Origin of the sequence: Tabrizicola sp. (genome assembly GCF_030694085.1) — a bacterium.
GTDB lineage: Bacteria > Pseudomonadota > Alphaproteobacteria > Rhodobacterales > Rhodobacteraceae > Tabrizicola.
The window spans coordinates 15,166-40,386 of record NZ_JAUXZE010000035.1; the positions used below are offsets into that span (position 1 = coordinate 15,166).

A 25,221-nucleotide genomic window follows, 5' to 3' on the forward strand; every position below is an offset into this window, starting at 1 on the left:
CGCGCGTCAGACCTGCCGCAGCACCTTCGCCAGCGGGCGACCCTTCGCAAGCTCGTCCACCAGCTTGTCCAGGATGCGGATCTCGCGCATCAGGGGCTCCTCGATCTCTTCGATCCGTACACCGCAGATCACCCCCGTCACCTTCTCCCGCGCCGGGTTAAGCGCTGGCGCTTCGGCAAAAACGCGCTGGAAATCGTGACCCTCGGCCAATACACGGGCAAGGCTCGTCTCCCCATGTCCAGTGAGCCAGCCGATCACTTGGTCAAGGTCCGCCTTTGTCCGGCCCTTCCGCTCCAGCTTGGCAAGATACAGCGGGTAAACGCTGGCAAGGCTCATCGAATAGATCCGGTGCACCATCTTGTCGTCCTCCCGCCCTCCATTGAGTAGATTGGGCGATCCGCCCACCCCGCTTCAGCGCAGACGACGCAGCAGCTCCAGAGACGGCTCCCCGGTCACCGGGACTCCGACGCTGGCCTGATACGCACTGATTGCCGCCTTGGACTTGGACCCGATCACCCCGTCAGACCCCTCGGTATCGAAGCCCCGCGCCGTCAGAAGGCGCTGCAACTCCTGCCGGTCGGCCTTGGTCATGCCGCTTGCATCCGGCCCGAAACTGGCCTGTACCGGCCCCCGGCCGAGGATGCGGTCCGACAGATGCCCGACGCCGATCGCATAGTTTTGCGCATTGTTATAGCGCAGAATGGTGGCGAAGTTCTGCGTCAGCAGGAAATGCGGCGCGCCGCCCGCGTTACCGCCCGCGATGATCGACCCGTCCGCCAATGCCCGCCCATCGGCCGACCGCACGCCCAGGCCCTGCCAGTCCGCCGCCGAGCGTCCCTTGCCACGACCCAGTAGTCCGGCGTTGAACCCTGCGGGCAGGACAACCTCCATCCCCCAGGGCAGACCGCGCGTCCAGCCCGACCGATTCAGGTAGGCCGCCGTGGAGGCAAGCGAATCCGTCGGGTCCTCGCCCCAGATGTCACGTCGCCCGTCGCCGGTGAAATCCACCGCATAGGCAAGATACGACGTCGGGATGAACTGGGTGTGCCCCATCGCACCGGCCCAGCTTCCGACCATCCCACCGGCCGAGACATCGCCCGCCTGCAGGATCTTCAGCGCCGCGACAAGCTGGCTTTCAAAGAACTCGCCCCGCCGCCCGTCATAGGCCAGCGTCGACAGGGCCGAGATCACCGGCACATTGCCGCGCCGGGTGCCGAAAAAGCTTTCCAGCCCCCAGACCGCCGCGACCACATGGCCCTCGACGCCATAGCGGCTTTCGATGGCCTGAAGGGTGCTGCCGTATTGCGCGAACTTCTGGCGGCCCAGCGAAACCCGTTCGTCCGAGGCGGCAATGTTCAGATAGTCCTCCAGACTACGCTTGAATTCGGTCTGGTTGCGGTCCTTCTCGATCACCTCGGGCAAGAAACCCGCGCCACGAAACGCCGCGTCGACCGTGGCCGGGGAAATCCCGCGTGACACCGCGCGGCCCTTGAATCCGTCGACCCAGGCATCCCAGCCGGAATTCGGCACGGCGCGCGGCGCCGGGTCCGGTGCGCGATAGCCGCCGCCACCGCCCCCAGAGCGCCCACCACCGCCGACACAGGCCGACAGAAGTGCCGCCCCGCCCAGGCAAAGCGCCCCGCGCCGGGTGAGAGAGTGTGAAACTGTCGCCTGCTGCATGGTCCTGCCTGCCTTCTGTTCTTGTTGTTCCGCCATGATACAGGCACAGGACCCAAGGCCAAGAGCGCAGGCGCAGGCTGGGCAACATTGCCCACCCCAACCGTGCAACCGGCGCGGCCAACGGGCGCGATCGTGGCTAACCGATCCTGAACGTCCACGCACAAGCCCTTGGCATCATTGACATTGCCAGGGCTGTCCTGCGTGGACAGCCTGCGCTCAGTCGCCTTGCTTCTTCAGCTTGAACGCGATCTGCCGCAGCATCCCGTGAAAGGTCTGCACCTCGGCCCGGGTCAGCCCCAGCCGCCCCCACATGTTGCGCAGGTTGGCCTTCATCCCCTCGACCTTCGTTTCGGGAAAGAAGAACCCCGCCGCATCCAGCCGTTCCTCGAAATGGTCGGCCAGCCGGTCCACCTCCTCGCGGTTGGCGAATTCGGTCCGGGCCAGTTCCATGACTGACGCCGGAACCGTAGCCCCCTGCCGCTGCCATTCATAGCCCATCAGCAGGACACACTGGGCCAGGTTCAGCGACGGAAACTCCGGGTTCACCGGCACCGTCACGATCGCATTGGCCCGGACGATGTCGTCGTTCTCCAGCCCCGCCCGCTCTGGCCCGAATAGCACGCCGACCCGCTTGCCCTCGGCCCCCATCGCGCGGGCCATCTCCATCGCCCGCTCCGGGGTCACGACCTCCTTCACCAGCTCCCGCCCCCGCGCGGTGGTGGCAAAGACGAAATCGCAGTCGGCAATCGCGGCCGGCAGATCAGGGAACAGCCCCGCCTGGTCCAGCAGCCGCCCCGCCCCGGAGGCCATCGCCACCGCCTTCGGGTTCGGCCAGCCGTCGCGCGGCCCCACGACCCGCATCCGCTCCAGCCCGAAGTTCAGCATCGCCCGCGCCGCCGCACCGATGTTCTCGCCCATCTGGGGCCGGACGAGGATGAAGACAGGAGGGATCATGCCAGGACCTTTGCGAAAGCTTCCGCGCCAGATAGGCTAGGCCCCAGCCGCAAGCAAGCATCCCCTGCCGAGGAGAGCCCCGGATGGCCTTCGACCCCGGTCTTGCCCAGACCCTTCGCGACGATCTTGCGAGGGAGCCTGTCACCGAACAGAAAATGTTCGGCGGCCTCTGCTTCCTGTCCGGCGGCCACATGATCTGCGGGTTGCACAAGGGCGGCACGATGTACCGGGTCGGCAAGGACAGCTACAGCGCGGCGCTTGCCCTGCCCGGCGTCCGACCGATGCTGATGGGACAGCGCCTGATGGCCGCGATGGTGCAGCTGTCGCCGGACGACAGCGCCGACGATGCCCGGCGCGCGCCGGTTCTGGCCCTGGCATTGGCCACCGTCCGGGCGCTGCCGCCCAAGGTAGCCAAGCCGAAGAAAGGCTGATAGATCGGCGCGAACCCTTGCCGGAGCCCGCCATGGCCGCTGAAGACCGCCCGCAGATCACCCTGATCACCCCCCCGACCTTTGACCCCGACACCTTCCCGGACAAGATCGGCCTGATCCTCGACGGGGCCGAGATCGCCTGCCTGCGGCTTTCGCTTGCCACACGGGATGAGGACACACTGATGCGCGCCGCCGATGCCGCGCGTGAGGCGGCGCATGCCCGCGACGTGGCGGTTGTGATCGACAACCACCTGATCCTGGCCGAGCGGCTGGGCCTGGACGGCGTCCACATGACCGACGGGTCGCGCAACGTCAGGAAAGCGCGCAAGGACCTTGGCGCCGATGCGATCGTCGGGGCCTTCTGCGGCACCTCGCGGCATGACGGGATGACCGCCGGTGAAGCGGGGGCCGACTATGCCAGCTTCGGCCCGATCGGTGCGACGACCCTCGGCGACGGCAGCCGCGCCGAGTTCGACCTTTTCGAATGGTGGTCCCAGGTGATCGAGGTCCCGATCATCGCCGAAGGGGCGCTGACCGCCGACCTGGTGGCGAAGTTCGGCCCCGTCACCGACTTCTTCGCCGTGGGCGAGGAAATCTGGGGGGCCGAGGAGCCGCTGGCCGCGCTGAAGGCCCTGCTCGCGCCCCTTGGCTGACCGCTCGTCGATGACTTCGTCACTCCTCGCTAGGCGACGAGAAGACGAAGTCGCACGAGGAGCAGAGTTTAGGGGGAAGGGGCGGAGGTCAGCGCGACGGTCACATGCGGCAAGTCCGCACGTCGGGCCCGACAATGCCTGACGTCGCGCCTGGTTTCCACGAACCCCAACTTGCCCAGCACATTGGCCGACCGCTCGTTGCTCTCAAAGTAGCCCGACGTCAGCGGTGCCGCGCTTGCGGCGAAATGCGCTGCCACCAGACAGCGCCCGGCCTCGGTGGCATAGCCAAACCCCTGGGCACGCGGGGCTAGCCAGTAGCCAAGTTCGCCATCCACGATCGACATGATCCCCGCAAAACCTGATCCATGCTCGATGGCAAAGGTTCACCCGGAACGGCGATCTTTGTGAGGAAGTGCCGGAAATCCGCCGCGGTGTAGGGATGCGGCACGACCGCAAGCCACCCCGACACCGCAAGGTCATCGATGCCGTCAAGGACGGCTGCCTCATCCGACGCCGCGACCGGCCGCAAGGCCAGCCGCGCCGTCTGGTGGTGCGTCGCCAGCGCCATCAGTCCAGCTTGCGGATGTAGGTCCAGGTCGGCACGTTCTCGCCCCGCGCGACGGAAAAGCTTTCGGCGTCGCCCAGGTACTGGAAGCCCGCATTGGTCAGAACACGGGCCGAGCCCGGGTTGTCCTGAAACGCTTCGGCAAACATCGTGCAGTTTTTCTGCGGGTTCGCGTTGACCAGCGCCTGTACGGCCTCGGACGCAATTCCGTGGTTCCAGAAAGCCGGGGCAACCCAGAAGGCGACTTCGGACTGGTTGCGGTCCATCGTCTTCAACGAGATCACTCCCAGCACTTCCGGCAGGCCCGAGCGGGTGCCATCCATGACCCAGATGTCCTCGTCCGAGCCGGCGGTCATGGCGCGGGAGCAGAAGGCTTCGGCCGCGCCTGGCGGCAGCGGATGCGGGATGCCCTGGGTCGCATCGGCCACCCGTTTGTCCCCGGCATATAGCGCGAAAAGCCCGGCATCGGACTTGCGCACGGGGCGAAGCGTGAAGCGGTCGGTCGTGATTTCCACCGGAGTGGCGAACTTCTCCAGGATCATGGCTTCCCTCCTTCGAAGCGCATGTAGGGATTGTCGGTTACCCGTGCAATCGCCCCAATGTTTGGCCGTTTCAGGGTCGTGGCATGGCAACCTGCCACATTCCCCGCCCCCACTGCCTGCAACGGCCCGAAAACGAGACGGGGGACCGGCCTTCCGACCGATCCCCCGTCTACAATGCGATTGTAAAGGTTCGGCTTACTCGGCTGCCTCCTGGGCGGGGAGAACCGAAATGAAGGTGCGGCCTTTCAGACCTTTCTTGAAGGTCACGCGGCCCTCGACCTTGGCGAAGATCGTGTGGTCAGTGCCCATGCCGACGCCTTCGCCGGGGAACCAGGTGGTCCCGCGCTGGCGGCAGATGATGTTGCCGGGAATGGCAGCCTGACCGCCAAAGAGCTTGATGCCCAGGCGACGACCGGCGCTGTCGCGACCGTTGCGGGACGAACCGCCTGCTTTCTTGTGTGCCATGCGGTGTTACTCCTGCGCTGCAGCGGCCTTGGCGGCACGCTTCGGTTTCTCGGCCTTTTCGGCGGGCTTGGCCGCACCGGGGGCTTCGTGAGCGACACGGCGCGCGGCAACGGTGCCGACGGCGGCCTTGACGCCCGACTTGTCGGCGCCCTTTTCCAGGACCTCGGTCACGCGCACCAGCGTCAGGTGCTGGCGGTGGCCCTTGGTGCGCTGGGAAGAGTGCTTCCGGCGGCGCTTCACGAAGTGAATGACCTTCTCACCCTTGATCTGGTCGATGACCTCGGCCTGCACGGCCGCGCCTGCAACCATCGGCACACCGATCGTGGTGCCGACCATCAGGATGTCGTTGAACTGGATCTTTTCGCCAGCGACGGCATCAAGCTTTTCAACGCGCAGGACGTCACCCGCCTGCACCTTGTACTGCTTGCCGCCGGTCTTGAGGACCGCAAACATGGGTCTTTCCTTCCATCTCTCCGCGCCCTTTGGCCCCCGACATCTCGGGCGTTCACGGGGTTTCCCCGCCTTCGGACAGCGCGCCCCTGAAGGGCGTCATTGCAAAAAACTTCTCGGGCCGAGAGTCGCCCCTTGGCCCGAGATGCGCGCTTATGCGTCGAAGCCCAGGCGGTGTCAAGCGGGCCGGGTCAGATATCGCGCCCCAGCATCGCCCGTCCGGCCGCGCGGCCAAGGTCCAGAGAAACCTGGCGGAAAACCGTGTCGAAAGCGCCGAACAGCGCCGCGTTCAGCGCTTGTCCCGGCCGGCTTTCCCAGAACTCGACATAGCTTCGGATCTCGGCCTCGGTCAGGGGATGGTAGGCAAGACCGAGATAGGCGTAAAGCCAGGTCGAGGTGTCGGCGCGGACCTGCTCTTCCTGGCCCCAGACGTCCGACAGAAGCTGGTCCTGCGGAATCGCTCCATAGGCACCCGTCTCCGACATGCCGGTCATGAAGGCCAGGCTTCCCGACAGGGCCCCGGCAACGTTCATTTCCAGCAGATCGCCCGCCTCGATCATCCGGCGGATCAGTGCGACCTTGGGGTCCCGACTGGCCGCCGCATCTTCCGCAGCAACGCGCGCCGCCTCTTCGGTGGCCGTGTCGATGAAAGCCCGCCGCGCCTCGATCTCAAGTCCGACGATCTTCTGGCCAAGGTCAGAACCGAAGAAAGCGATGATCGCCTCCATGTCCTCGGGCTGGTAGGACAACTGAAGACGCAGCGCATCGATGAAGGCAGATTGCAGCCGGGTGGCGTCGTAGATGCCCGAAACCTCGGTCGTCCAGTCCGATCCGCCGCCCGAGGGGAACATGTCGGCCTGCAGCTCAGCGCCATGCGACATCCCCTCGTCGCGCAGAACCTGAAAGAGATCCCCCAACCGCATCACCTCGGCTACCCGGTCGACCGAGACCTCGGCAGCGGGAACTGCATCCGGCGTTTCGGCCAGCGCAGGCTGGCCCAGGGCCAGAAACGCAGCAAGAGCGACACGAGGCAGCAGCATGGGCGGACCCTTCCGACAGTACAACGTCCGAGAGCTAGTGCCTCCAGCCGCTCTTGCCAAGCCAAAGCACCGCAACTGGCCGTGATCGACCAGCCCCGCCCGGACGGATTTCTGCCGATTGCCCCTTGCGCATCATCGGAGGCCCGGCTATCCACCGCGCCACATAGATGACCCCTGAAGCGCGGAGAGGTGACGGAGTGGTCGATCGTGGCGGTCTCGAAAACCGTTGTAGGTTTGCGCCTACCGTGGGTTCGAATCCCACCCTCTCCGCCATTTTCCATTGATCCTGTTGGGAAAAATCTTCAGGTTTGAAGATCAACCATAAAGCACACTGCACAGATTAAGAGTTGGGGATGGGTTCATCCTTCCTATAAGCGTTTGCAGTTTCCCGTAGAAACGCGAGTGCAAGGCCAGAAGAATGTGCCGTGCTCACTCATAGCATTTTGGGCGGTTCAATGCACACGCACCAACCCAACCATGTCTTCGACTTCGGCAAGAAGTTTCCGGTAGGCTACCAGGCAGACTAGTGTGCCAGGGTGAAACACGGCTGCCAAATGGACAGAGGGCGCGAGCTTATCAATGCTGGCACCAGAATATCCATGCCACAACTCCATGATATGATGCCACGTCGCAACCACGGCATTTGAAAGATGAAATTTCGCCAGACCTGTGAGACAATAAGCTTGGGATATTCCCAATCTGGGCGTTCAGCAATGGTCCGAATCCACTGGACATGCCGCAATAAGACAAGGGCTTGAGCAAGCATTTCTTGCCGAACAATCGCAGATGCTTGGTTGCCGATGTCTCTGCCGATCCGACCGACCGGGGCTCTCATCCTGACTGGTTAAGAGCTGCGTGAAAGACAAAAGCAGAAAGCCCTGCATCCCCACTACGACAGGTGCCCAAGGGCCGTCCTCTCTGTCTTCGCTCTTGCCGCAATCGGCACGTTCTGGCCCTGAAAGACCGGAAGAGTCCTGACCCTGCGGTGTCCGGCTACGACGATGCCTTCGTTTGCAGGCTATTGCGTGGCCCGGCTGCAACAGTTCGTCCACTTCAGGACCTTACGAATTATGTGAAATCGAAAGCTCTTGACCTACAATTGCCTCTCACAGGCTAAGTCAGCGCGGAGTGCGACGACAAATGGTTGGAGTGTGGGGAAGATGCGATTGCGGCATGATCGGATTGCGGGCTTTGGCGTAGGGTTTGCTTTCTGTCTTGCTGCAGGTGTAGTGCCGATAGCCGCTCAGGACGGTGTGACGCGGCCTATCGGAATTGCGACATCTGTCGCAAGCTCCTTTCATAGTTGGGATGGCGACGCTGGCAGTTCGGGCAGCCAGTGGTTCTCCACGGCCTCTGTCGGAATTGCACGGGCCTTCCAGAACGGCGCGGCGCTCGACCTTGCCCTCAGGACGGGCTACGTCACATCTTCCAGCACGACCGAGTCTGGCAGCGGTACAGTCGGGGCTCTAATCGATACGACGCTCCATGCCAAATTGAGCCTCCTTGACGACCCTCGCTACCAGCCCTTCCTGACCTTCGACGTCAACCTGCCAACCGGCAAGGCGACCCTTTACGGCGACCAGCAGTATGCCATCATGGATCGGGATCTCGTTCCACAGGATCGACTTGGCGAGGGGTTCAACGCGAACCCGGGGGTGGGCGTCACCATTCCGCTGTCGGATAAATGGATTGCATCCGGCGGGCTTGGCTACAACCTGCGTGGCTCTTACGTGCCGAACGGTGACACGAGCCGCACCTTTGATCCGGGCAACCAGCTGATTGCCAGCGCTGGGCTGACATTTACGGACGACCGGACCCTCTTCAGTCTGACCAGCATCCACAGTACGGAAGGCGCAAGTACGCTGGATGACGAGGACTACTTCAGGCCCGGCGCCAGTACTGTCGTGAGCCTGCAGTTTGCGCGGTCTTGGGCCGCCCGCCACCAGACGCGGCTAAGCTTCTCGGTCAATTCCACAAAACGCAACGAGTTTTCGGACTTCTTCGCTGGGGGCTTCACCGAGGAAAGCCAGAACAGCAACAGCACGGTCTATCAGGGATCAGTTGGTCATGTGATCAGTCTTTCCGATTCCCTGACCCTGAACGGTGAACTCGGATATCTGCATCGGACCCGCAACGATTACGCGCCCGAAAGCGATTTCTATACCCCGGCCAAGGAAAAGATCTCTTTCGGCCTTGGTGCTGCCTACCGGATCAGCGATGAAATTTCTGCGGTCGCCGGGTTCGAAGCTTTCCGGCTGCAGCAGGATGCGACGCCATATCTTGGCGCCAATACTTACACCGGGGCCAATGTCCATGCGTCGATCGATATCGGCTTTTAGACTGATCTGCCTTCTCGGCAGCCTCTTCTTCCAGCCTGCGTTGGCTGATGAGCGCGCGCTTCTCAAGGCAGCCAAGGCAAACGACACCAGGTCAGTGCTGGCGCTGCTTGACGCAGGTGCCGATCCCAACGGCCGAGGCGCCCAGGGCGAGACGCCGCTCATGGCCGCCGCATTGCACGGCAACATAAAGGTGGCGAAAGCCCTGTTGCAGGCCCGGGCCGACTGCGGCCTGTCCGACAAGCTCGACCGCACCGCACTGTGGATCGCTGCGGCCGGGTCACAGACCGAGCTTGTCGCACTCCTGGCAAAGCAAGACTGCGCACAGGCGACAATCAATCTGGCCGATGAGCAGTCGCGCTCGACTGCCCTGCACATGGCGATCAGCACCTTCGTCAAGGCGAGCGGACTGCGCGCCCTCGTTCGCGGCGGAGCCAGCCTGACTGCAAAGAACTGGCTTGGACAGACGCCACCCGCCACCTGCAAGCAGACCGCGAAGAGACTTTCCCGCTGCCGGTCGGCCGGCATCCTTTAACCATCGCGGGCGCCTTCCGCCCTCCCGTACCGTATGGAGTTTTCCGTGTCGTCCAACCGCCTGCTCGCCGCCGTCGCCGCCATCGCCTTTGCCATTGCCATCCCTGTGCAGGGCCAGACAACGATCGAATTGCGCAAAAGCGGCAGCAGCGTCCTTGCACCCAGCTCGGTCGCACGCGAAGCGCTACCCTTTGCCGAAATCTCCAACGCCGTGTACGGCACCGAAAATGCCGGAGACTGGAAAGTGGTTGCAGGCTGGAAGGACCTGGTCGGCGGCGGCATCAGCGGGACCTACAGCAAGATCGTCGGCAGCACCTTCGGCTTCAATGCACAGGTCTACCAGAACGCCGCGACCGGAGAGATCGCCCTCGCCTTCCAGGGGACGAATCCGACATCGACGACCGATTGGGTCAACAACGCGACGCAATACACGGGCCTCCCCACCCCTCAGTACGAACTCGCCCTGATCGTCGCCCAGCGCGCCGTCGAACGCTATGGGTCTGACCTGACGGTGACCGGACACTCGCTGGGTGGGGGGCTCGCACAGTTCGTCGCGGCGAACTTCAACGTGAACGCCGTAACCTTCAACGCCGCCGGACTGTCGTTCGCGTCAGGTGCGGACCTGCAGCTTGGGAAGCGGGTGATCAACATCAACGGCAGCCGCGACATCGTGTCGTCCATTCCCGGTTCCTACCAGATCGGCACCGAATACACCTTTGACGACACCAGGTCCGGCACGGTGTCCGGGATCGTCACCGGGCACCTGATGTCGACCATGCTGCCCCTGCTGAAGGAAGCGGCAAACGGGGGAAAGAAAGGCGTCGCGGTGAACTGGGCCGCCGTCCGCCTGGCGCAGGACAACATGGCAGCGGTGGTATCCGGCAACGTCTCGGCGACCGGGGCCGCAAGCGGCTCGGTGGTCAACGGAGCCCGGTCGCAGACGACGGTCAACGGCCTCTTCTCGCGTGGGCAGGCGGTCGCGGAAACCGAATGGACTTTGACCGCCGGTGGCCCCGAGAACCTTGGCCAGGGCCGATCCTTCGGCTCGATCACCCGGTCAGACCGGGAAGTGATCTACTCACTCAACAACGCGGGGCAGGTCGTTACGGCGATCGAAAAGCAGTTCGTCGTCGGCGATCGCAATGCGCGAATTTCCATCTCGGGCCTGGCGAACTTTGTTACGACCGAATTCCCAGAATTCGTGGGCACGCAGTTCAACGACACGGCCACGATCCGCATCATCACCCAATCCGGTAGAACCACTGTAGTCCCGGTAGACTTTCTGTTCGCCTCGGTGAACCGCGACGTCTTCATCCCGGTCGATGGTCTTCCCGAACCCCTTGCGGGCAACAACCCTAACGACGGCGGCGGCCAGACCGGTTTCCGCCAGGTGACGATCAGCAACCTGAACCTCGCGGCGGGCAGCACTGTCACTCTCCAGATCGAGGTCGCCAACGTCGGCGACACCGCCTATCCCAGCGCCATCCTGCTTAGTCGGGTCGGCATCCAGTAATGCTCCGACTGCGGCGGACGTCTCGATCCTGAAGTGTATCATTTCCGGCAGAAATCGGCATCGGGCGCGTAAAGCGGCGGGCGTATCCGCGACATCAAGCCGGACAGCGTAATGTCGGATTACCGGCCTCCGCACGCAGCCGCGAACACCTGAGGCGAGCAGAAGTTCCTTGAGGGTCTCCGCTCAGTGCGTCGGGTTGACACCCTTGCGGTGCCCGGCAAATGTCGCCCGGGACGCTTTTATGCCGCCGAGCAACCGGGACTCTGTCTGGGGCTTTTCATGCGCCCCGCGTCGGGAACGCAGATCGTTCTGCTGTCCGGGGAACGTCAAAGAGGCAGAACATCAGCCAGCAGCGGATTGGGAAATCGCCGTTCGCGGGTGACGGCGAAGAAGGTCTCGCCGATCCCGTGCAGTCGGCTGGCCTCGACCAGGGCACCGGACTGAAGCTCGTCGCGCACGACGATCGCAGGGATCACCGCCAGGCCCGCATCGGCGCGGGCCAAAAGGCGGATCATCGCCATGTCGTCGACCTCGGCGGCGTAGATCGGGCTGACCTGCAACTGCACGGCCAGCGCTTCGAAAGCAGCGCGCAGGGCGGTTTCCCTTGTGGGCACGATCAACGGCTGCCGGGCAATCAGGTCGCGCAAGGACGCTGCGTGGCCGACCCGGGCCGGTGTGCCGATCAGGCTGACAGGCTGTTCGTCCAGCCGGTGCACCAACCAGTGCGTCGTCGCATCCCGCGCTGGCGCGACATTGGTCAGGATCACGTCCAGCGCCAACGTTTCGAGGCCCCGAAGAAGTTCCTTCTGCGAGCCGGAGCGGAGCACCACCTCGACATCCGACCGTGCAATCAGGGGCCGCAGGAACTGCATCTGGAAATTGCGCGACAACGTGGCCAGCGCGCCTACCCTTAGCGCACGGCGCGCCCGTCCGGTTTCGCGCAAGGTGGCGGTCAGGTCGTCGGCGGTGCGGAAAATTGCCTCGGCATGGTCAAGTGCGATGCGCCCCGCCTCGGTCAGGACCAGGCCCCTGCCCCGGCGCTCGAAGAGATCCTGGCCAAGCGAGGCTTCCAACGCCTTGATCTGGGTGGACAATGCCGATTGCGACAGGTTCAGGCCGCGCGCGGCGCCAGTCAGGGTGCCATCGCTGGCAACCGCCCGGAACAGGCGAAGATGGTGAAGGTTCAGCTGGGCCATTCTTCTATCAGAAAGAATGATTACCCTTAATATATGTAATTTTCTGAAGGTTTTTCAAGAGCTACACCCCACGGCGGATCCCGTTATGGAGCTTGCCATCTTGTCCCTTCCCCTGATCGCTCTCGCGCCGCTTGTCTTGCTGGCCGCTGCTGGTCCCTTCGTCCTGCATCCCGGCCGTCGCCCTGGCCGCCTACCGCGTGTCGCCGAGGCAGCCGCGCTTGTCGCCCTTGCTCTAGGGCCTGCCGGTCTGCTCCAGCTCTGGCTGTCCGGCCCGCAGGTCCTGTCCTTTGGTGGCCTGGCGCTCTTGCGGCTGGATGCCATCAGCGTGACACTTGCGCTGCTTGTGGCTTTCGTCGGCTGGGCTGTCATCCGTTTCGCGTGCCGTCACCTGGACGGCGAAGCGCGGGAGGGTCGGTTCCACGGACTGTCGCTGGCCGCTATCGCCTCGGTCCTGCTGCTGGTTCAGGCGGCCAGCCTGCCGGTCCTGGTCCTGTCCTTCGTGGCAACGGGGCTGGTCCTGCGACAGCTTCTGCTGTTCTACCCCGACCGGCCCCAGGCGCAGCGGGCCGCCGCAAAGTTCATTCGGGTCTGGGCTGCTGGCGATGTGGCGCTGATCGCGGCCTCGGTCCTTCTGTGGCTCGGCCCGGGCACAGTCGACATTGCCGCGCTGACCGCCACCCCGACCCTGCCCGGACTGGCGCAGCTGGCCGTCGCACTTCTGGTCCTGGCCGCCGCACTTAAGACCGCCGCCTTCCCGCTGCACGGCTGGCTGACCGAGGTGATGGAGGCCCCGACCCCCGTCTCGGCGCTGCTTCATGCCGGCATCATCAATTCGGGCGGGGTACTTCTGATCACGCTTTCAGGGCTGGTGCAGCACAGCGCGGGCGCGATGGCGGCGCTGGTGGTGATCGGAGGCTTCACGGCGATCTTCGGGGCGCTTGTGATGCTGACGCAAAGTGCGGTGAAGACGGCACTGGCCTGGTCCACGGTGGCGCAGATGGGCTTCATGCTGCTGCAATGCGGGCTTGGCCTGTGGGCGCTGGCGCTTTTGCACATCGTCGCGCACTCGCTGTACAAGGCGCATGCCTTCCTGGCCTCGGGCGGGGCGGTGCGGGCGGTCAATGCCGTTCGCAAGCCCGGCCCCGTGGCGGCACCCGGCCTTGGGGCAGTGGCGCGGTCCTTCGCGCTGGCGCTGGTGCTGTATCTGGCCGTCGCCGCAGGATTCTCGGCCCTGGTGGGGGAAAAATCCCCGCAGGCGCTGGCGCTTGGCACAATGCTGATCTTCGGCGTCTCGTACCTGATCGCGCAGGGCCTGGCCGATACGGCACCCAGAGCCCTCACCCGCCGCACGGTCGCCGCCTCGCTGGGTGCGGCGCTGGCCTACTTCACCTTTCAGGTCCTCGCCCAGGCCATCTGGGGCCCCTTCCTACCCGCCGCCCCCATCGCAGGGCCGCTGGAATGGGCGCTGATCGTGCTGGCGGTCCTGTCCTTTGGCCTGGTCGCCTTTGCCCAGGCGCTGATCCCGCTTTGGGCGCACCACCCCTCGACTGCCGGGTTGCGCGTGCACCTTGCGAACGGCCTTTATCTCAACGCGCTCCTCGACCGCCTGATCGGCGGCTACCGGACCGGCCCGAAATCCTGACCCGCGAAATCCTGATCCGATGGAGACCCCGATGTTCCTCAAGCACAGCCAGATCGCCCCCGCACTTGCCTCGCAACTTCTGCAGGCCGCCGAGGCCGCCGCCCGCGCCATCCCGCCCGCCTTCCCGCTGGACGCGACCGTGGCCGTGAACCCCTTCCTCGGTCAGACGCACGAGGATCTGGCTCAGGCCTCAGCCCGGCTGGCGCGGGTGGCGGGGGTCGCCCTGACCCCGCCGCGCGCGGTCCTTGCCGACAAGGTCGCGGTGGGCAGAATCACCGATGACGACCTTGCCGCCGCCCTGATCGCCTCGCGCTCGCCGGTCAAGCCGCGCGACCTGGCCTGGGTGAAGACCCGGATGCTGACGCCTGCCCCTGCCCCGCAGGCCCTGCCCACTGTGGCGCAACTTTCCGCACGGGCGACGGGAACCGACTGGCCCGCCGTGATCGACCGCAGCTTCGGCCTTTGGGCCGGGGGCTACTTCGACCGGGGCCAGGCGCTTTGGACGCCGCGGCCCGGACAGGACGCCTATGCCGCCTGGCGGGAATGGGCGACGCATGACCTCACGCCAGAGATCGCCGGGCTGACCGGCTTCTGCGCCCATGTGGCTCAGGCCCCCGACACCGCCGAGCGCGCCATCCTGCGGGCGGGCGACCGGCTTGGCCTCACGGCCGAGGCAGCCGAGACCGCCTTCCACCGGCTGCTAGTCGACCTTGGCGGCTGGCCGATGCATGCACGCTGGCTGCTGTGGCAGGCCGAACTTAAAGGCGGCACCGATGCCACGCTGACCGACCTTCTGGCGATCCGGCTGATCTGGGAAGAGGCGCTGCTGGCGCGCCACCCCGCCATCGCAACCGACTGGCAGGCCACGGTCGCCGCCCATGCCGAACCCCTGCTTCCCACGCCCGACCAGGCGCTGGATGCCGTCCTGCAGGACGCGGCCGAGCGTGCCCACCAGCGCTCCATTGTCACCCTCCTCTCCGGCCCGGCCACCCGCTCTGGTCGCCCTGCCCTGCAAGCCGCCTTCTGCATCGACGTCCGCTCCGAAGTCCTGCGCCGGGCGCTGGAGGGTCAGTCGGATCAGATCGAGACCATCGGCTTTGCAGGCTTCTTCGGCCTGCCCGTCGCCCACCTGCCCGAGGGGACGGATGAATTGCAGGCCCATCTGCCCGCGCTTCTGAACCCCGCGCTGACCTCGACCAGCCACGGCAGCGACGCGATGGAGGCCGAAACCCGCATCAAGGCCCGCGCCAAGCGCGCCTGGGGCCGGTTCCGGCAGGCGGCGGTCTCGTCCTTCGCCTTTGTCGAAGCGGCAGGTCCGGCCTATGGCGGCAAGCTGGTGCGTGACGCCCTGGGTCTTGGCGGCGACGGCATGGCCCCCGGCCCGATGCCGCAGATCGAAGGCGGGCTTTCCGCCGAAGCCAAGGCGCAAACCGCCGCCGCTGTCCTGCGGGCGATGAGCCTGACCGGGGGTCATGCCCGGCTGGTCCTGCTGATCGGCCACGGCGCGCAGGTGACGAACAACCCGCACGAAAGCGCCTATCACTGCGGCGCCTGCTGCGGCCAGACGGGCGAGGTCTCGTCCCGACTGCTTGCCGCCCTGCTGAACGACCCAGCAACCCGCGCGGGGTTACCCGCCCTGGGGCTGACGCTGCCCGAGGACACGGTTTTCGTCGCGGGCCTGCATGATACGGTGACGGACCATGTCACACTTTACCGCGACACGCCCGACCCGGACCATGCTTCAGACCTGAGCCAGGCCCAAGTCTGGCTGACCGCCGCTGGCACCATTGCCCGGGCCGAGCGCGCCCTGCGGCTGCCGGGAGCCACGGGTGAAACCCTTGCCAGCCGCGCCGCCGACTGGTCCGAGGTGCGGCCCGAATGGGGCCTTGCCGGATGTGCTGCCTTCATCGCCGCCCCGCGCAGCGCCACGGCAGGCCGCGACCTGCAGGGCCGCGCCTTCCTGCACAGCTACGACTGGCAGGCGGACCAGGGTTTCGGCACACTTGAGTTGATCCTGACAGCGCCCGTCGTTGTCGCCTCCTGGATCAGCCTGCAATACTTCGGCTCGACCGTCGCGCCGCAAGTGTTCGGCGGCGGCAACAAGCTGATCCACAATGTCGTCGGTGGGATCGGCGTCGTCGAAGGCAACGGCGGCCTCTTGCGCCCCGGCCTTCCGATCCAGACCATCCACGACGGCGAAGCCCCGGCGCATGACCCGTTGCGGCTCTCTGTGATGGTCGAGGCCCCACTCGACGCCATGACCGAGATCCTGCGCAAGCATGACGGCGTCCGGCGGCTCTTCGACAACGGCTGGCTCCACCTCTTTGCGCTGAAGGATGGCCGTGTCGCGGCGCGCTACCAGCGCGGACTGACTTGGGATGCTGGCGAGGCAGTCACCAGTCTGGTAGCCTGAGCTTGCCCATCGGAGGTCCCCGCTAATGCGGTGCCCACATCATCGCGCGGCGGTCGGCAAGCAGGTCCTTCAGGCCGGGGTCGGGCTCGATGACGCCGGTCAGGACTGCGGGTTTCCGCAGACAGGCCAGCGGCGCACCCGCGGCGACAGCGGCAAGGCGGCTTGCGCCTCGGGGGCCGGCCATGTCGGCCCCCTCGATCAGGCTGACCGGACGGTCAAGCGCGGTGGCCAGAAGCGACAGCCACAGCGCGCTGCGGGTCCCGCCGCCGACCACGGTGAAGCGTTCGGGACGAACGCCGACCTCCTTTTGCGCGGCGATGCAGTCGGCAAACTGGAAAGCCACGCCCTCCATCGTCGCGTAGGCCAACATGGCAGGGGTGACGCCGGGATGCAGCCCGGTGATGCGTCCGGTCATGTCCGGCCGGTTCAGCGGTGTGCGGATGCCGGTCAGGCAGGGCAAGAAGATCGGCGCGGCGGCAGGCCCTTCAGCCGCCACCAGGGCCGTCGCTTCGGCGTCCAGGTCGGGGACCGTCCGCCCGGTCAGCTGGGCGACCCAGTCGAGGCTCGCCGTCGCGGACATCACGACCCCCATCGAGAGATACACGTCGGGTACCACATGGGCCGAGGTCAGGATCGCCCGCTCCGGCCCAGGGTGAAAGGCCGCGTCGACGATGCAGGCGACGCCCGAGGTGCCGATGGTCAGAACCGCATCACCCGGCCGCGCGCCCCCTGCCCCCAGCGTCGAGCCCATGTTGTCCCCCGCCCCTGCCGCGACAGCGACCGGGCCAGCCATCCCCCAGCGCGCCAGAAGTTCTGGCTTCAGCCGACCCGCCTCGGCCCAGCTTGGCAGGACCGCAGGCAGATGGGCAGGGTCCCAGCCCACTGCCGCACACAAGGAAGGGTCCCACTGCCCCGATGCGACGTCCAGCAGTTGCGTGCCGCCCGCGTCCGAAGGTTCGGTCGCGATCTCTCCCGTCAGCGCGAGGCGGACATAATCCTTGGTCAGCATCAGCATCCGCGCCCGGTCCATGAGCGCGGGCTCATGTTTCCGCAGCCACATCAGCTTTGGCGCAGTGATGCCGGGATCGGGCGTGCCGTTCGTCCGCCGTCCGATATCGGGGACCGCCGCCAGCAATTCGGCGCATTCCGCCAGCGCACGCTGGTCGTTCCACAGCATCGCCGGGCGCAGGGGCCGCAGGTCCCTATCCAGGATCAGTGCCGCCAGCATCTGCCCCGACAGCCCGATACCCCGGACCGCAGCCATCTCCCTTGGGGCGCTGGCGGCAAGCCGGTCAAGGCAGGCAAAGACCGTCCAGACCCAAAGATCGGCCTGCTGCTCGGAGTATCCCACCTTCGGGCGACTGACCGCCACCGGCTCGGCCGCCACGGCGACGACCCGCGAAAGGTCCTCGATCAGCACCGCCTTGATGCCCGAGGTTCCAAGGTCGATCCCGATATGCAATGTCATCAGCCGCTTCCCAGCAGGGCGCGGGACGTGGCCTCGTCGGTGACCAGCGTGTTGACGACCCCCCGCTTCAGCACGGCCCGCACCACCGCAACCTTGTGCGGCCCTCCGGCGGCAAGGATGACGTTCGGGATTGGCCCAAGATCGTCCAGCCCGATGCCGATGACCCGCTCGTTGATCGGATGCGCGATGGGATGGCCCTCGGCGTCGATCACCACGCCCAGCACGTCCCCCACCGCGCCCAACGCGCGCAGGTCCTCCATCGTGACATCGCCCGGCAACCCGTCGCGCATCAGAAGCGAGTTCTTCGAGATATCCCCCGCCGCCATGGCCAGGGCATCCACCCCCCGCAGCTTCTCCAGCACCTCGCGGAAGACGTCGAGCTGCATGATCGTGTCGCGGCTTTCGCGGCTGCCCGCATATAGCGGCGCGGTGAAATAGCTGTGCTGCGCCCCCAGAAGGTCGGCCAGTCGCGTGGTGATCTCGAAAGAGTTCAGGTCCGACCCGCGCGTGAGGCCGCCCATGACGCTGATCACCTCCAGGTCCGGCCGCTCCATCGCCGCGACAAAGCGCGTGGCGATGTTCAGCGTGCCGCCCCAGGACATGCCGAACAGGCGCACGCGCGGGTCGACCAGCACTTCGGACAGAAGGTTCCCCAGCGCCGCGCCGACGATCATCTGCACATCGCGCGCGTCCATCGGCGCCGGCGCGACATAGGCCTGCCGCAACCCGAACCGGGCGCGAAGGGCGGCTTCCAGCTCGGCGCAGGCGGCGAAGGCGGTGTTGAAGGTGATGCGGACCAGGCCCCGCGCTGTCGCTTCCGACAGAGCCTTGTTGACCCGAAGGCGGGTCGCGCCCAGCTTCTCGGCCACCTTCTCCTGCGTCAGGCCCTCGACATGATAGGCCCAGGCGACCTGCGCCAGAAACCTCTCCTCGGTGTCGATCTGCGGAAGCTTCGGTGCGCGCGCCATCTGGACCCTACTTCACGGCCCCCATCGTCAGGCCCCGGACCAGGTGCTTCGACGCAAGAAGCGCGAAAATCAAGACCGGAACCACGATCAGCGTCGAGGTCGCCATGATCTTTCCATACGGCACGTCGTAGCCTTCCATGAAGGTCACGGCCATCGCGGGTGCGGTCTTGGCGGCCTTGGGGGCCAGGATGTAGGCGAAGAGCAGTTCATTCCAGCTGAAGATGAACGACAGGATGCTGCTGACGGCGACGCCGGGCATTGCCAGAGGCAGGCAGATTGACCGGAAGATCCGCCACTGGCTCGCGCCCTCCAGCATCGCCGCCTCGTCCAGTTCCCGCGGGATCGACCGGAACTGATCGGTGCAGATCCAGATCACGATGGGAAGGGTGAAGGTCAGATACATCAGGATCAGCGCAAGATGGGTGTCGCGCAGGCCCAACTCGCGGCTGATCAGGAAGACCGGGAAGGCCAGCACGACGGGGCTGACGAAACGGTTGGTGATGAACCAGAACCACAGGTCGGTCTTGCCGCGAAACTCGAACCGGGCCAACGCGTAGGCGGCCGGGGTGCCCAGACCCACGGCCAGCGCCGTGGTGCAGACGGCGACGATGATCGAGTTGATCAATGCGGGGCCGACCTTGTCGACGAACAGCACCTCCCAGTAGTTCGCCAGCGTCGGCGTGAACCACCAGACCGGCGGGGATTCGAGCGCGACAACCTGGGTCTTCAGGCTGGTCGTGACCATCCAGTAGAAGGGAAATACGCAGAAGAGGCCGATAAGCAGAAGGAGCACGCCTTCACCCCAAAGGCTGCGGCGTTGGATGGGGGCGGCCATGTCAGCGGACCTCCAAGCGGGGCTCATCGCTTCCTTGCGGTCGCTCTTCGCAGGGGCGGCTCAGCGAAGAGCGACCGGAGGGAAGCGATGAGCGGCGGTTCAGACAGGCGGCCATGTCAGCGGACCTCGCGGTAGAAGAGGCGGATGTAAAGGCGGGCGAGAACGATCGTGATCGCCAGCATGATGATCGACTGCGCCGCGGCCATGCCGATGTCGAACTGGCGGTTGCCCACACGCTCGATCAGGACGGCAATGAACTCCGTTGCGGACCCCGGCCCGCCGCGGGTCATGGTGAAGGGCATGTCGAACAGCTTCAGCGTATCGGCGGTGCGCAGGATCAGGACGGCGACCAGACTGGGGATCAGGAACGGCAGCTGCACATAGCGCAGCACCGTCCAGTTCGATTTCGTCTCCAGCTTCGCGGCTTCTTCGATTTCGGGTGGGACGGTCGACAGGCCCGCGAGGAGGACCAGCGCCACGAAGGGCGTCCACTGCCAGATATCCCACATCACCACGGCGATGAATGCATTTGTCGGATCACCGATGAAATTGATTGCATCCACGCCGATCCAGCCCAGCATCTGATTGATGACACCGTATTTCTGGTTCAGCATCACCTGCGCCAGAAGGCCGACGACGGCATAGGTCGTCGCCATCGGCAGCACCAGCGACAACCGCGCCAGGGTCTTCCAGAACGTCAGCCCCGGCCGGTGCAGGACCAGTGCGATCAAGAGGCCCAACGCGATCTGGATCGGCACCGCGATGATGAACAAAAGCCCGGTGCGCCCCATCGCCTGCCAGAAGACCGGGTCGGTCAGAACGGCCCCGTAATTCTCCAGCCCCACAAAGCGTTGCTGGGCCAGTTTCGTCAGGTTGAAGTAGTGCAGGCTTTTCCAGACCGCATAAAGCAGCGGCGCGATGCCCACGATGGCCAGCGCCGCGACGGCGGGGCCAAGGAAGGCGGCGATCGTGCGCCGGGGCACGCGGAACGACATGGACACCTCGCTTCGGTCTGCGGTCAGTCAGGCCCCCGCCACGGGGACGGAGGCCTGGTCATGCCTTTCGGCACGTCTCCTGGGAGGAGATTACAGCGGCCCGATCACTGGGCCAGAGGCTTCTTGCCGTCGTAGTAGCCGGCCTCGGCAAGGACCGCTTCCATCTTCTCGCCGATCATCTTGGAGCCTTCCTCGATGCTGACTTCACCCAGCATGATCTTGGTGCCCCATTCCTGCACGATCTCGGTGATCGCGGGCCATTCGGCAAAGCGCGGACGGAACTCCGGCACGCCTTCCTGCCAGCTTTCGACCAGTGCCGGGATGAACTTGTAGGTCGCGGCCAGGGCCGGATCGGCATAGGCGGACTGCCGTGCCGGGACGCCACCCATCTCCAGGTACTTGCCGGCATTGGCCTTCGAGGTCACCCACTGGATGAAAAGCCACCCCGCCGCCTGCTCGGCTTCGTCCGCCTGGGAAGCGACGGCCAGCGAGAAGCCGCCAAGTGCCGGTTTGCGGCCTGCCGGTCCGGTCGGTTCCGGTGCGATTTCAACGCAGTCCGCGACTTTCGAGGTCTCGGGGCTGACGACGGTCGAATAGAAGGCCGACCATTCGGTGATCATCGCGACATCGCCTTGCGCGAAGGCGTTCACCGTCTCGGCATGGTCATAGGCGACGATGCCTTCGGGCATGAACTTCATCAGGTCCTGGCGGAACTGCAGGCCGGCCTGGGATTCCGCCGACAGCAAATTCGACTTGAACTCCGCGTTCAGGAACGAGCCACCAAAGGGCCACAGGAAGCGCGCGAAGCTGTCGGCCGACTGCGTCTCGTTGCGCTTGGACTGCAGCGCGTAGGCGTACTTGCCGTCCTTGGTCAGCGCCGGGCCGTAGGTGTCCATGACGTCAGCCCAAGTCGCGGGCGGAGCGTCGAAACCGGCGTCCTTCAACATGCACTTGTTGTAGAACAGCAGGCCCGAATAGTTGTCAAAGGGCAGCCCGTAGTTCACCCCGTTCCACGACCCGAAGGCGTCCAGCACCAGCGGGAAGAAGTCGGCCATGTCCAGCTCGGGATCGGCGAGTTCCGGGTTGCTGATAAAGGTCTCGGACGGGACGACCCAGCCGTTTTCGGCGAAGTTGCCCATCCACACCAGGTCGATAAGTGCGATGTCGAGGTCCCCTCCGGCCACGAAGTCGCGCACCTGTTCGCCCAGCGCGTTCTCATATGGAACGGTGGTGTAGTTGACCTTGATCCCGGTCGCCGCCTCGAATTCCGGCAACATCTTGATCGCGGCGTTGTAGCCCGGACGATCCAGGAACAGCACTTCCAGCTCGGTCCCGGCATAGGGCTTTGCGGCCTCTTCCAGCGACCAGGCCTGCGCCGCGCCGGCAAGGCCAGCAAGCGACGCGGACGCCAGCGCAAGCGCGCTGACATGCGACTTGAGTTTCATTGTAACCTCCCTAAGGTTCAGCGTTGCAGAGTTGACTTCCATTTGTAACGCTGCACATATAAATGTATCGAAACCGGGATGAGTCAACCGGAAAAATCGCAGACGCGCGGCCAAGGGCGGCGCAAGGGGAAGGGGTCGGCATGGCCGAGGTCAGGCTGTCGGGCGTGAACAAGTTCTATGGCGGCGCTCAGGCGCTGCATGAGATCTCGCTGTCCATCGAGGACGGCGAGTTTGCGGTCTTCGTGGGGCCGTCGGGCTGCGGCAAGTCCACGCTGCTGCGCTCGATCGCTGGGTTGGAGGAGATCAGTCATGGCACGGTCCATATTGGCGACCGCGACGTGACCCGCATTGCCCCATCCGACCGCGACGTGGCGATGGTGTTCCAGTCCTACGCGCTTTACCCACACATGACGGTGCGCGAGAACATGGATTTCGGGATGAAGGTCAACAGCTTCCCCCCCGACGACCGCAAGCGCCGCATCGCCGAGGCAGCCCGCATCCTGCAGCTGGAACCCTATCTTGACCGCAAGCCGGGCCAGCTGTCCGGCGGTCAGCGCCAGCGCGTTGCTATCGGCCGGGCCATCGTGAAAGAGCCGAAGGTCTTCCTCTTCGACGAGCCGCTGTCGAACCTCGACGCCAAGCTGCGGGTGCAGATGCGGGTGGAACTTGAGGCGCTGCACCGCGACCTCAAGGCCACGATGATCTACGTCACCCACGACCAGGTCGAGGCGATGACGATGGCCGACAAGATCGTTGTCCTGAACGCAGGCCGCATCGAGCAGGTCGGCCCGCCGATGGAGCTTTACAACCGCCCCGCCAGCGAATTCGTCGCGGGCTTCATCGGGGCGCCGGCGATGAACTTCCTCGGGCTGCAGGTGGAGGGTGGGCAGGCGATGGTCGAAGGCGTCGCCCTGGGGTCCGCCCCGGTCGGCGCGGTCAAACTGGGCATCCGGCCCGAGCATGTTGCCTTGCGCCCCGCTGGACAGGGCCAGTTGCAGGCCACGGTGACCATCTGCGAAACGCTGGGCGGCGACGCCTATCTTTACGTCCGCCTTGCCGGAGGCGAGATACTTGTCGTCCGTGCCGAAGGGGACACCACGTTGGACCACGGGGCGGTCATCGGCCTCGACTTTCCACCAGCACGCCTGCACCACTTTGCGGCGGACGGGCGAACCCTGGCTTCGGGTGGGGTCGCAAGATGAGCGGGGACCTGATCCGCGACGCCGTGGCACGGTCGGCCAGCGTGGCCGAGGTGATGATCGGTCGGGGCGTTCTGGCCGATGCCGGAACGCTATATGCCCGACACTTCGCCGGGCCGGTGGTGCTGATGGCCGACGAGCGCGGCTGGGGCGCAGCGGGTGCGGCTGTGGAGGCGGCGCTCACAGGCGCGGGCATCGCCTCGCGCCGCCATGTGATCCCCGCCACCCCACGCCCGAAACCCACAGTGGACCTCGCCGATTCACTGCGCGCTGTCCTGAAACCGGGCGAGACCCCCATCGCCATCGGCTCGGGCGTGATGAATGACGTGGTCAAGCACGCGGCCTTCACGGCAGGTATCTCCTACATGTGCGTGGCGACGGCGGCCAGCATGGACGGCTACACTTCGGCGGGTGCCCCTCTGTCCGAGAAGGGGTTCAAGAAGACCATCCCCTGCCGCCCGGCCAAGGTCCTGCTCGCCGACCTCGACGTCATCGCCGCCGCCCCGCCCGAGATGACCGGCTGGGGCTACGGCGACCTGGCGGGCAAGGTTCCGGCAGGGGGCGACTGGATCATCGCCGACGCGCTGGGGATCGAAGGCATCGACGATGTTGCCTGGCCGATGGTGCAGGGCGGCCTTGACGGCTGGCTCTCGCAGCCCGACCGCATCGCGGCGGGCGACCGGGATGCGGTCGAGGGCCTGTTCCTGGGCCTGACGCTGGTCGGCCTTGCGATGGAGGCGCATGGGTCGTCACGCCCCGCCAGTGGCGCAGACCATCAGATCGCTCATCTGTGGGAGATGGATGACCTGCACTTTGGTGGCGAACGGGTAAGCCACGGGGCCTGCGTTGCGGTTGGCACAATGGCCTCGCTGCGGATGTACGACTGGCTGTTGAAGCAAGACCTGACCACCCTCGAACCGGCCCGCCGCGCCGCCGAAGCCCCCGACCTTGCCGCGAAGGAAGCAGACATCCGCGACCGTTTCGGCCCCGGTGAGATCGCCGACCGCGCCATCGTCGAAACCCGCGCCAAGCATGTTCAGGGGGCTGAGCTGCACGCGCGCCTGCAACAGTTGCGCGACGCCTGGCCCCACCTTTCCGCCCGGCTCCGCGCCCGGCTCTGGACTGCCGACCGTATGGCGCAGCATCTTGCGCGCGCGGGCGCTCCGGTTGAGGCGGCGGACATCGGCGTCGATCCTGACTACCTTCTCCGCACGATCCTGAAGGCCCGCTTCCTGCGCAGCCGCTATACGATTCTGGACCTGCTGGACGAAATCGGGCTTCTGGATCAGGCTGCCACCGCCGCCCTGCCGGGGGCCACGCAGTCAAAGGTGGGCACATGACGCTTTCCGACCTCGCCAACCGCGCTGCGGCGGAAATCCGCGATGCCGTCGCCGCCATCGACCCCACCGCGCTGGACGGGCTGATCACCGAACTCGCCCAGGCCAAACGCGTCGTCTGCTACGGCGTCGGGCGCGAGGGGCTGATGATGCGCGCTCTGGCCATGCGGCTTTACCACATGGGCCTCGATGCGCATGTGGTGGGCGACATGTCCTGCCCGCCCGTCGGCCCGGGAGACCTTCTTGTCGTCAGCGCCGGACCGGGCGGTTTTTCCACCGTCGACGGCCTGATCGGCGTCGCCCGCAAGGCCGGTGCCCGCATCGCCTGCGTCACCGCCCAACCCCAGGGCAGCGCCCCGCAGGCCGCCGACCGCGTGTTCCTGATCCCCGCCCAGACGATGGCGAACGACCAGGGGGCTGCGGCCGCCTCGGTCCTGCCGATGGGCTCGCTCTTTGAAGGCGCGCAGTATCTTGCGTTCGAGCTCTTGGTCCTGGCGCTCCGCGACCGCCTTGCCGTGAACCCGCAGGCGATGCGCGCCCGCCATACCAATCTGGAGTAG

Annotated in this window: 24 protein-coding genes, 1 tRNA gene and 1 pseudogene; 11 read left to right on the plus strand and 15 right to left on the minus strand. The window is 65.7% G+C overall.

Annotated features, from left to right (window positions below; genetic code table 11):
* Window positions 1-6: 6 nt before the first annotated feature.
* The 3 genes from Q8M85_RS05025 to Q8M85_RS05035 form a co-directional block, all read right to left on the minus strand.
* A complete protein-coding gene (locus Q8M85_RS05025; protein ID WP_305541083.1) occupies window positions 7-357 on the minus strand; it encodes a DUF2200 domain-containing protein in 351 nt (116 codons plus the stop codon).
* Between the two features lie 54 nt (window positions 358-411).
* Window positions 412-1,680, minus strand: coding sequence for a lytic murein transglycosylase (locus tag Q8M85_RS05030; protein ID WP_305541086.1), 1,269 nt, complete (start codon window positions 1,678-1,680; stop codon window positions 412-414).
* Between the two features lie 216 nt (window positions 1,681-1,896).
* Complete coding sequence (locus Q8M85_RS05035) at window positions 1,897-2,634, minus strand: RNA methyltransferase (protein ID WP_305541089.1); 738 nt, start codon at window positions 2,632-2,634, stop codon at window positions 1,897-1,899.
* A gap of 83 nt (window positions 2,635-2,717) precedes the next feature.
* Here Q8M85_RS05035 and Q8M85_RS05040 point away from each other — a divergent pair, with 83 nt between their 5' ends.
* The gene (locus Q8M85_RS05040) at window positions 2,718-3,065 is read left to right on the plus strand and encodes a TfoX/Sxy family protein (protein WP_305541092.1); all 348 of its coding nucleotides are present in this window, start codon (window positions 2,718-2,720) and stop codon (window positions 3,063-3,065) included.
* A 32-nt stretch (window positions 3,066-3,097) separates the two neighbouring features.
* Window positions 3,098-3,718 carry a thiamine phosphate synthase gene (locus Q8M85_RS05045; RefSeq protein ID WP_305541094.1) on the plus strand — a complete coding sequence of 207 codons (621 nt, stop codon included), beginning with the start codon at window positions 3,098-3,100 and terminating at the stop codon, window positions 3,716-3,718.
* A gap of 68 nt (window positions 3,719-3,786) precedes the next feature.
* Here Q8M85_RS05045 and Q8M85_RS05050 read toward each other — a convergent pair whose 3' ends face one another.
* The 6 genes and pseudogenes from Q8M85_RS05050 to Q8M85_RS05075 all read right to left on the minus strand — a co-directional run bounded on the left by Q8M85_RS05050 (window position 3,787) and on the right by Q8M85_RS05075 (window position 6,780).
* Entirely contained in the window at window positions 3,787-4,062 is a 276-nt protein-coding gene (locus Q8M85_RS05050; protein WP_305541096.1) for a GNAT family N-acetyltransferase, read from the minus strand.
* Entirely contained in the window at window positions 4,026-4,286 is a 261-nt protein-coding gene (locus Q8M85_RS05055) for a hypothetical protein (RefSeq protein WP_305541098.1), read from the minus strand. The genes Q8M85_RS05050 and Q8M85_RS05055 overlap by 37 nt, the downstream gene beginning before the upstream one ends.
* Window positions 4,286-4,825: a GNAT family N-acetyltransferase gene (locus Q8M85_RS05060; protein ID WP_305541100.1), complete on the minus strand. Its 540-nt coding sequence runs from the start codon at window positions 4,823-4,825 to the stop codon at window positions 4,286-4,288. Before Q8M85_RS05060 ends, Q8M85_RS05055 begins: the two co-directional genes overlap by 1 nt.
* Before the next feature lie 195 nt (window positions 4,826-5,020).
* Window positions 5,021-5,290: a 50S ribosomal protein L27 gene (gene rpmA, locus Q8M85_RS05065; protein WP_305541103.1), complete on the minus strand. Its 270-nt coding sequence runs from the start codon at window positions 5,288-5,290 to the stop codon at window positions 5,021-5,023.
* Between the two features lie 15 nt (window positions 5,291-5,305).
* Window positions 5,306-5,743: pseudogene (rplU, locus tag Q8M85_RS05070) on the minus strand (50S ribosomal protein L21); the annotation flags it as partial.
* Between the two features lie 188 nt (window positions 5,744-5,931).
* Window positions 5,932-6,780 (minus strand): DUF2059 domain-containing protein, encoded by an 849-nt coding sequence (locus Q8M85_RS05075; RefSeq protein ID WP_305541106.1) that lies wholly within the window; start codon window positions 6,778-6,780, stop codon window positions 5,932-5,934.
* A gap of 183 nt (window positions 6,781-6,963) precedes the next feature.
* On the opposite strand from Q8M85_RS05075, the gene Q8M85_RS05080 reads away from it, so the two are divergent.
* The 4 genes from Q8M85_RS05080 (at window position 6,964) to Q8M85_RS05095 (ending at window position 11,163) form a co-directional block, all read left to right on the plus strand.
* Window positions 6,964-7,053, plus strand: a tRNA-Ser gene (locus Q8M85_RS05080).
* 893 nt (window positions 7,054-7,946) lie between these two features.
* Window positions 7,947-9,119 (plus strand): hypothetical protein, encoded by a 1,173-nt coding sequence (locus tag Q8M85_RS05085; RefSeq protein ID WP_305541108.1) that lies wholly within the window; start codon window positions 7,947-7,949, stop codon window positions 9,117-9,119.
* Window positions 9,094-9,651: an ankyrin repeat domain-containing protein gene (locus tag Q8M85_RS05090; protein WP_305541110.1), complete on the plus strand. Its 558-nt coding sequence runs from the start codon at window positions 9,094-9,096 to the stop codon at window positions 9,649-9,651. Before Q8M85_RS05085 ends, Q8M85_RS05090 begins: the two co-directional genes overlap by 26 nt.
* 45 nt (window positions 9,652-9,696) lie before the next feature.
* Entirely contained in the window at window positions 9,697-11,163 is a 1,467-nt protein-coding gene (locus Q8M85_RS05095) for a hypothetical protein (RefSeq protein ID WP_305541114.1), read from the plus strand.
* 326 nt (window positions 11,164-11,489) lie between these two features.
* Here Q8M85_RS05095 and Q8M85_RS05100 read toward each other — a convergent pair whose 3' ends face one another.
* The gene (locus tag Q8M85_RS05100; protein WP_305541117.1) at window positions 11,490-12,359 is read right to left on the minus strand and encodes a LysR family transcriptional regulator; all 870 of its coding nucleotides are present in this window, start codon (window positions 12,357-12,359) and stop codon (window positions 11,490-11,492) included.
* A 100-nt stretch (window positions 12,360-12,459) separates the two neighbouring features.
* On the opposite strand from Q8M85_RS05100, the gene Q8M85_RS05105 reads away from it, so the two are divergent.
* Window positions 12,460-14,001, plus strand: coding sequence for a proton-conducting transporter membrane subunit (locus tag Q8M85_RS05105; protein WP_371135203.1), 1,542 nt, complete (start codon window positions 12,460-12,462; stop codon window positions 13,999-14,001).
* A 31-nt stretch (window positions 14,002-14,032) separates the two neighbouring features.
* Window positions 14,033-16,414, plus strand: coding sequence for a YbcC family protein (locus Q8M85_RS05110; protein ID WP_305541123.1), 2,382 nt, complete (start codon window positions 14,033-14,035; stop codon window positions 16,412-16,414).
* A 22-nt stretch (window positions 16,415-16,436) separates the two neighbouring features.
* On the opposite strand, the gene xylB is transcribed toward Q8M85_RS05110, so the two are convergent.
* The 5 genes from xylB to Q8M85_RS05135 all read right to left on the minus strand — a co-directional run bounded on the left by xylB (window position 16,437) and on the right by Q8M85_RS05135 (window position 22,125).
* Entirely contained in the window at window positions 16,437-17,882 is a 1,446-nt protein-coding gene (xylB, locus tag Q8M85_RS05115; RefSeq protein ID WP_305541126.1) for a xylulokinase, read from the minus strand.
* Complete coding sequence (locus tag Q8M85_RS05120) at window positions 17,882-18,850, minus strand: sugar-binding transcriptional regulator (RefSeq protein WP_305541130.1); 969 nt, start codon at window positions 18,848-18,850, stop codon at window positions 17,882-17,884. The genes xylB and Q8M85_RS05120 overlap by 1 nt, the downstream gene beginning before the upstream one ends.
* Window positions 18,851-18,857: 7 nt before the next feature.
* Complete coding sequence (locus Q8M85_RS05125) at window positions 18,858-19,685, minus strand: carbohydrate ABC transporter permease (RefSeq protein WP_305541133.1); 828 nt, start codon at window positions 19,683-19,685, stop codon at window positions 18,858-18,860.
* A 116-nt stretch (window positions 19,686-19,801) separates the two neighbouring features.
* Window positions 19,802-20,680: a carbohydrate ABC transporter permease gene (locus Q8M85_RS05130; protein WP_305541136.1), complete on the minus strand. Its 879-nt coding sequence runs from the start codon at window positions 20,678-20,680 to the stop codon at window positions 19,802-19,804.
* Window positions 20,681-20,784: 104 nt separating this feature from the next.
* A complete protein-coding gene (locus Q8M85_RS05135; protein ID WP_305541139.1) occupies window positions 20,785-22,125 on the minus strand; it encodes a sugar ABC transporter substrate-binding protein in 1,341 nt (446 codons plus the stop codon).
* A gap of 140 nt (window positions 22,126-22,265) precedes the next feature.
* Between Q8M85_RS05135 and Q8M85_RS05140 the strand changes: the two genes are divergently transcribed.
* From Q8M85_RS05140 to Q8M85_RS05150, 3 genes are read left to right on the plus strand one after another with little or no spacing between them, the layout of a single operon-like run.
* Complete coding sequence (locus tag Q8M85_RS05140; RefSeq protein WP_305541142.1) at window positions 22,266-23,327, plus strand: ABC transporter ATP-binding protein; 1,062 nt, start codon at window positions 22,266-22,268, stop codon at window positions 23,325-23,327.
* Complete coding sequence (locus Q8M85_RS05145; RefSeq protein ID WP_305541145.1) at window positions 23,324-24,664, plus strand: sn-glycerol-1-phosphate dehydrogenase; 1,341 nt, start codon at window positions 23,324-23,326, stop codon at window positions 24,662-24,664. The genes Q8M85_RS05140 and Q8M85_RS05145 overlap by 4 nt, the downstream gene beginning before the upstream one ends.
* Window positions 24,661-25,221 carry an SIS domain-containing protein gene (locus tag Q8M85_RS05150; RefSeq protein WP_305541147.1) on the plus strand — a complete coding sequence of 187 codons (561 nt, stop codon included), beginning with the start codon at window positions 24,661-24,663 and terminating at the stop codon, window positions 25,219-25,221. The genes Q8M85_RS05145 and Q8M85_RS05150 overlap by 4 nt, the downstream gene beginning before the upstream one ends.